Here is a 6,256-nt window from a genome sequence, read left to right as displayed (position 1 = left end):
TTTCGACAGAATTGATGTTGTTGGCATCCGTTTCACCCGATGACGGCCTATCTGATGACGTGGAAATCACAGACATCAGGCCGTCACTACCGGCTCACGCCGGTTTTAAATAGTCGAAACGCCACAGGTTATAGATGTCAATGGTGGCTGTTAGCGAACTACAAGAGATGTACGAACACATGGTGGCGGCGCGTCACTATGAGGAACGGCTACAAGAAGAGTACCTCGAGGGGAAACAGCCTGCGTTCGACATTTCGGCGGGCCCGATCCCCGGCGAGCTCCATCTCGCCGCCGGCCACGAAGCGTCGGGCGCTGGCGTCTGCCAGCACCTCCGGGACGATGACACGGTCACGGCACCACACCGACCCCATCACGTCGCCATTGCCAAGGGCGTCGATCTCGAGCGGATGACCGCCGAGATATTCGGCCGGGAAACGGGATTGAGCAAGGGAAAAGGCGGCCATATGCATTTGTTCGATCCTGACGTCAATTTTGCCTGCAGTGGGATCATCGCCGAGGGCTGTCCGCCGGCGGTCGGCGCCGGACTCGCGGCCAAGAAACGGAACACGGACAGCGTCGCAGTCGCCTTTCTCGGCGAGGGGGCAATCGATCAGGGTGCCTTTCTGGAGTCACTCAACCTGGCGAGCGTCCAGAACCTCCCTGTCGTTTTCGTCATTGAGGACAACGACTGGGCGATCAGCATGCCCAAGGACCGCGTCACCGACGTCGAAAACGGGGCTCAACGCGCGGAGGGATTCGATCTCCCGGGGACGCGCGTAGATTCGGACGACGCCGTCGCCGTCTACGACGCCGCCGGCGAGGCCATCGGACGGGCCCGTGACCGAAACGGGCCGTCCCTGTTGGAGGTCCAGGTACACCGGCGGATGGGCCACTTCATGGGTGATGCGGAGGGATATCGCTCCGACGAGGACCAAGAAGCCGCGGCCCAGCGGGACTCGATTGATCGGCTCGCGGGGACGCTTCGGGCCCACGATGTCGGCGGTGAGGCGCTCGAGGAACTCCGCGAGCGGGCCCGGAACCGCGTCGAGGGAGCCATCGAGTGGGCGAAAGACCAGCCCGAACCCGACCCCGAGAGCGCCTACGAGGACGTGTTTTCGACGCCGCCCTCAGGCGTGACCGAGACTGCTCCATCGGCTGCGGACTCCGGGGGTGAGGACCGATGACGGAAGGGGAGACCGACGGAGGGACGGATCGTTCGCTCACGATGAGTCGAGCCATGGTGGAGGCGATCGCTCACGAAATGCGTGAGAGCAACGACGTCTTCTACATGGGCGAGGACATCGCGGACTACGGCGGCATCTTCGATAGCACGGAGGGGCTACTCGACGAGTTCGGCCACGATCGCGTAATGGACGTGCCGATCAGCGAGACCGCGTACATCGGTGCTGCCGTCGGTGCGGCCCAGGCGGGTATGCGCCCGATTGCGGAGCTCATGTTCGTTGACTTCTTCGGCGTCGGGATGGATCAAATCTACAACCAGATGGCGAAGAACACGTATATGAGTGGCGGAGCGGTGTCCGTTCCGATGGTGCTCACTGCTGCGGTCGGCGGGACGTACAACGACGCTGCCCAGCACTCCCAAACCCTCTACGGGACGTTCGCCCATCTCCCGGGCATGAAGGTAGTCGTGCCATCGACGGCCTACGATGCGAAGGGGTTGATGCACAACGCCATCCGTGACGACGACCCGGTTGTCTACCTGTTTCACAAGCGGCTGATGGGGATCGGCTGGTTGCCCGCACCGGACGGGCCCAAGACGAACGTCCCCGAGGACGAATACACGATCCCGTTCGGACGTGCCGACATCAAGCGCGACGGCGCGGACGTAACCGTTGTCACGCTCGGGTTGCACGTCCATCGTGCGCTCGAGGCCGCCGAGTCGCTCGCCGACGACGGAATCGACGTCGAAATCGTCGATCTTCGGACGCTCGTGCCCCTCGACACGGAGACGATTCGCGACTCCGTCTCGAAGACTGGTCGACTCGTCGTCGTGGACGAGGACTATCGGTCCTACGGCGTCACGAGCGAGGTGATCGCGAGCGTCGCCGAGGACGGGCTCGCCGACCTCGATGCCGTCGAACGAGTCGCGCTCCCGGACGTCCCCATTCCGTACGCGCGGCCTCTGGAGGACGAAGTGATCCCGGATACGGACGACATCACTACGGCCGTACATAGCGTTCTTTCAGACGAATGAGCACCGACACCGATCACATCGCCATTGACACGACCGACGTCTGGCCTGAGGACGTAGACGAGGAGGAAGGGGTCGTCGTCAATTGGTTTCACGGCCCTGGGAGTCACGTCGAGGAGGGTAACAGCCTCTGTGAGTTCCAGGTCGAGAAGGTCAGCGTCGACGTCCCTGCGCCCGTGACCGGCACGCTCGACGAGATCATACTCGACGAGGACGACGAGTTCGAGAACGGCGATACTCTCGCCTGGATCCGCCCGGAGTAACGGCTGGCTCGTCACCGCAACCGATTATTACTATGGCACCCACCGACCCCGATCCCGAGCAGAACGACGAACAGGAACCTGGAGCGGCGGCCGAATCGGATCTCACCGTTCGCGAGGAACGGCCGCTCTCCGGCATGCGGCGAACAATCGCCAACCGTCTGCAAGACAGCTATCGGAACGCAGTCCATGTCACCGCCAGTCGGGAACTCGACGTCGAGATGGTACTCGAGGTCATCGAAGCCGACGACATCGAGACGGAGGTGTCACTGATCGATCCGGTGCTGTGCGCGGTGTCCGCGACCTTCGAGGAACATCCGGCGTTCAACGCGACGTTCGAAGACGGGACCCACCGCCTCTATGAGGAACACAACGTCGCCATTGCGGTCGACGTCGACGCCGGATTGGTGACACCCGTCCTCCGTGACATCGGTTCGAAGACGCTCGGCGAAGTCGCAATCGAGCGGAGGCGGCTCACGGACGCGGTGCAGTCAGGCGACTACACGATGAGCGATCTCCGAGGGGGGACATTCACCCTCACGAACCTGGGCGTCCTCGGCGTCGACTCGTTTACCCCGATCATCAACCCACCTGAGGTCGCTATCCTGGGCGTTAACAGGGTTCGCGAACGCGCAACACGCGAGGATGACGGCGTCGCGTTCCGTCAACGGATGACCGTCGATCTGAGCTTCGACCACCGGGTCGTCGACGGAGCAGATGCGGCGCGGTTTCTCGATACACTCGCCAACCATGTCGCACAGGCGGATCAATTCCTGTGATATGAGAGGACGACCGATACCACCGACGGCGCTTATCAGTCCGTGATGGGCTCTTTGCTTGGTTGACATCAAGTTAGCCCTCGTTCCTAAGGTGTCATAGAACAGAGCAAACGCACATAATCGGGGGCACGGTCAGCGGTAGGTATAGGGAAAAAAGACTACGGAATCCCTGAAATATATGACACCTATATTCGAATCGACGTGGCCCAATTTGTTAGGTTCGGTCGAATCACTCCTCAAGTCCATCAATGAGCGTTTCGAGCGTTTGGATATGAGCTTCGAACAGCTCTTCGCCACGGCTTGTCAATCGATAGCTCGTTTGTGGGTTCCGGTCAACGAACTGTTTCGTCACAGTAACACAATCAGCGTCTTCCATCGTCTGGATATGACTGGCCAAATTTCCCTCGGTGATGCCGAGTTCGGTTTTCAGCTCTGTGAAGGTCGTCTCTCCGTTCGCGTACAGGTGCGTGAAGATTTGCAATCGCGTTGGTTGGTGGACAAGCTTGTCGAACTCCATTATTACACCCGTGAGAGGACGACGTACGAGCCGATGTTATGTACAGCGAGACCAATGCCGAACACAGCGAACTCCCACCCAGCAAAGAACGGGATGTGAGGGATCATCGCGGCTAACACGAGCAACCAGCACCCCCCTGTATAAAAGGCATAGCGATCGGCTGTCCGAATATTATAGGCAGCGAGTAGCTGCCCCATGTACAAGTACGCGATGCCGCTGATAGCACCGACACCGACGACCCCTATCACGATTATATCCTCAAATACGAGCTGTTCAAAGATAGGGAGGAGTCCGATGGCGAGAGCCAGGGATCCCACACCATACGTGATATTCCACGCGGTCCAACCCGGAACTCCGGTCGTCGGTCGATCGTATTCGTTGAGAATCCGCCAGGCCACGAGTTGGTGGGTGAGAAGCACACCCCCGAGGAAGACGACGAGGAGCGGAGAAAACCCGTCGCGGAGCCCAAGTTGGACGATCGGGAGGGCGATCCCCAAACCGATACCCTCGATGAGCCAGAAGCGCCACCAGTAGGGGTATTCCTCCGCCAATCCCATCGCCGCCTTGATCTGGCCGAGTTCTTCCTGAAGCCCCTCGGCGTCCGGTTCTGGCTCGTTCATGTAGGGAGGCATCCATCCACTCCTGGAGAGCGTTTTATGTAGTCGGTGGAGCAGCTGGTGCCCATCAGTTCCGGTGACATGAAGCACTATACCCAATCCGTTACAAAATAGTTTCCGGTAGAGAGTGGATTTGTAGTACAAAGTACTATGTACTCTCTTCTCGATGGTACAGCCGCAATGACGACAACCGTCAATTCTCGATCGCATCGACTCGGGCGAGTCGGCGCCTTCGTCAGTGGCCGCGAGATAGCCACCTTCTTCGGGTTAACCCTGGCCCTCTCGTGGGCCGTGTGGGTGCCTGGAGCCGTGGATATCGTCGAGTACGGGGCACTCGTGTCCGGGATCATCGTCGTCGGTGGCTTCGGTCCGTTAGTCGCGGCTGCCATCGTAACGTGGCTTGTTGGTGATTCGCTTCGCTCATGGGCCGGACAGGTACTCGACTGGCGCGTCCGCCCGCGGTGGTACCTCGCTGCGGTTGGAATTCCCCTACTCGTGGTTGCTGGCGCGGTTCTTGTCTACGTCGTGCTCGGGAACTCAATCGGACGGTCGGAAATCCTTCAGGAGGTCCCGATTTATGGAGTCGTACTGATTCACGGTCTGAGCATGGTCTCCGTCTTCTTGGTAGGCGGTGGACAGGAGGAACTCGGATGGCGCGGATTCGCGCTGCCACGACTGCTCGAACAGTTCACTGCAGTGTCTGCAAGCCTCGTAATCGGTGCCGTGTGGGCGGTCTGGCACCTCCCGCTGTTCGTTCTGGAGGGGTCGGGCCAATACGGCGGATCGTTCGTTCCGTATCTGATTGGCCTCCTGGCGCTATCCATCCTGTTTACGTGGGTGTACCGCGCCACCGGCCGCAGCGTTCTGCTGGTAATGATTCTCCACGCTAGCTATAATGCCAGCGCCGGCAGCATGGAAGTGTTGTTGCCGATCCAGAACGCGGCTGCACTAAGTTGGGTTTTGGCGGGGATCATGTGGGTGCTCGCGATCGGTCTGATCGTTGTTTACGGTCGCGATCTGTGCCACGGTAACTCTGATGACCGGGTGGCAGTAGAGGGACGCGCCCCACCAGCTGCCTAACGGAGTAGCGGACCGCTTCAAATCCGACACTCCTGCCAAACGTCGTGGCAGAATGAGGTTATGAGTTGGTGGGTGTCGGGTGCATCCGTTTTTCCGTTGCTCACCCGCGTCGACGGATGCTTGGCCAGCGCTATCTACAACAACGACGTCCTCGATGGACCTTCGATCAGGCGACCGACTCGACAACGATCGACCTGTAGACGGTGCTTTCCCCCGTTTCGCCGCGCTCGCCCCGAAACGACAGCACAATAAACAGTTGACAACCACATATGAATTCTCCCACCTTTAATGGTAATACTAATCACTGGTACTGTGGTACATGACAAAGCCGCCGTTCGACTACGACCGATACGAGGAGGGACGGGGCGTCAACTATTGGGAGCTGAACCCACCTCTCCAAGAGGAGGTGCACAGAACCTACCCGGCAGACGAGTTCGAGTGGGCCGAAGAACGTCTCACAGAGTTCGGGGCCGTCGTCGGTGAAACCATTGCCGACAACGCTGACCGCATCGATGATCACGAGCCAGAACTGCAGACCTACGACAAGCACGGCGACCTGCTCAACGAAGTTCACTACCACCCTGATCATAGGGTCGGTGACGAATTTTTACCCCTCTCCTGAACAGAGATAGTTCCAGATATTCGGCTCATGGATTGCATCGATTCCTCGTAGAATTGCCTCTTTCAGCGTTGAGAGATCCGGAATCAGCCGATGCTTGAACCATTCGTAGAGTTGATTCCAACAGCCTTCCACTGGGTTGAGCTCGGGCAGTTTCGAGGGAAAATACCAG

At 59.4% G+C, this 6,256-nt stretch carries 9 protein-coding genes; 6 read left to right on the top strand and 3 right to left on the bottom strand.

From position 1 onward, the window contains the following. Nucleotides 1-167: 167 nt before the first annotated feature. From LCF40_RS22710 to LCF40_RS22695, 4 genes are read left to right on the top strand one after another with little or no spacing between them, the layout of a single operon-like run. Complete coding sequence (locus LCF40_RS22710; protein ID WP_224830405.1) at nt 168-1,184, top strand: thiamine pyrophosphate-dependent dehydrogenase E1 component subunit alpha; 1,017 nt, start codon at nt 168-170, stop codon at nt 1,182-1,184. Then, nucleotides 1,181-2,215, top strand: a complete 1,035-nt coding sequence (locus LCF40_RS22705) for an alpha-ketoacid dehydrogenase subunit beta (RefSeq protein WP_224830404.1) — start codon at nt 1,181-1,183, stop codon at nt 2,213-2,215. Before LCF40_RS22710 ends, LCF40_RS22705 begins: the two co-directional genes overlap by 4 nt. Beyond that, nucleotides 2,212-2,475, top strand: coding sequence for a lipoyl domain-containing protein (locus LCF40_RS22700; RefSeq protein ID WP_224830403.1), 264 nt, complete (start codon nt 2,212-2,214; stop codon nt 2,473-2,475). The genes LCF40_RS22705 and LCF40_RS22700 overlap by 4 nt, the downstream gene beginning before the upstream one ends. Nucleotides 2,476-2,507: 32 nt before the next feature. Next, nucleotides 2,508-3,251 (top strand): 2-oxo acid dehydrogenase subunit E2, encoded by a 744-nt coding sequence (locus LCF40_RS22695; protein WP_224830402.1) that lies wholly within the window; start codon nt 2,508-2,510, stop codon nt 3,249-3,251. A gap of 229 nt (nt 3,252-3,480) precedes the next feature. Here LCF40_RS22695 and LCF40_RS22690 read toward each other — a convergent pair whose 3' ends face one another. Together LCF40_RS22690 and LCF40_RS22685 are read right to left on the bottom strand one after the other, a co-directional pair. Beyond that, the gene (locus tag LCF40_RS22690) at nt 3,481-3,768 is read right to left on the bottom strand and encodes a transcriptional regulator (RefSeq protein ID WP_224830401.1); all 288 of its coding nucleotides are present in this window, start codon (nt 3,766-3,768) and stop codon (nt 3,481-3,483) included. Nucleotides 3,769-3,770: 2 nt separating this feature from the next. Then, complete coding sequence (locus tag LCF40_RS22685; protein WP_224830400.1) at nt 3,771-4,388, bottom strand: hypothetical protein; 618 nt, start codon at nt 4,386-4,388, stop codon at nt 3,771-3,773. 177 nt (nt 4,389-4,565) lie between these two features. Between LCF40_RS22685 and LCF40_RS22680 the strand changes: the two genes are divergently transcribed. Both LCF40_RS22680 and LCF40_RS22675 read left to right on the top strand, forming a co-directional pair. Then, nucleotides 4,566-5,465, top strand: coding sequence for a CPBP family intramembrane glutamic endopeptidase (locus tag LCF40_RS22680; protein WP_224830399.1), 900 nt, complete (start codon nt 4,566-4,568; stop codon nt 5,463-5,465). A 319-nt stretch (nt 5,466-5,784) separates the two neighbouring features. After that, nucleotides 5,785-6,087: a hypothetical protein gene (locus tag LCF40_RS22675; protein WP_224830398.1), complete on the top strand. Its 303-nt coding sequence runs from the start codon at nt 5,785-5,787 to the stop codon at nt 6,085-6,087. Here the strand turns inward: LCF40_RS22675 and LCF40_RS22670 are convergent. Beyond that, nucleotides 6,073-6,256: transposase (locus LCF40_RS22670; RefSeq protein WP_224830397.1), on the bottom strand; the 184-nt coding region annotated here is incomplete at its 5' end. The genes LCF40_RS22675 and LCF40_RS22670 overlap by 15 nt on opposite strands.

It is taken from the genome of Saliphagus infecundisoli, from assembly GCF_020177375.1.
Classification (GTDB): Archaea; Halobacteriota; Halobacteria; order Halobacteriales; family Natrialbaceae; genus Saliphagus; species Saliphagus infecundisoli.
This window is presented reverse-complemented; position numbering and strand designations above follow the sequence as displayed.

Excerpts from the sequence above, each read along its gene's own strand:
- LCF40_RS22675 (WP_224830398.1), top strand. The coding sequence starts at position 5,785 with ATGACAAAGCCGCCGTTCGACTACGACCGATACGAGGAGGGACGGGGC.
- LCF40_RS22690 (WP_224830401.1), bottom strand. The coding sequence starts at position 3,768 with ATGGAGTTCGACAAGCTTGTCCACCAACCAACGCGATTGCAAATCTTC.
- LCF40_RS22700 (WP_224830403.1), top strand. The coding sequence starts at position 2,212 with ATGAGCACCGACACCGATCACATCGCCATTGACACGACCGACGTCTGG.
- LCF40_RS22680 (WP_224830399.1), top strand. The coding sequence starts at position 4,566 with ATGACGACAACCGTCAATTCTCGATCGCATCGACTCGGGCGAGTCGGC.
- LCF40_RS22705 (WP_224830404.1), top strand. The coding sequence starts at position 1,181 with ATGACGGAAGGGGAGACCGACGGAGGGACGGATCGTTCGCTCACGATG.
- LCF40_RS22685 (WP_224830400.1), bottom strand. The coding sequence starts at position 4,388 with ATGAACGAGCCAGAACCGGACGCCGAGGGGCTTCAGGAAGAACTCGGC.
- LCF40_RS22710 (WP_224830405.1), top strand. The coding sequence starts at position 168 with ATGTACGAACACATGGTGGCGGCGCGTCACTATGAGGAACGGCTACAA.
- LCF40_RS22695 (WP_224830402.1), top strand. The coding sequence starts at position 2,508 with ATGGCACCCACCGACCCCGATCCCGAGCAGAACGACGAACAGGAACCT.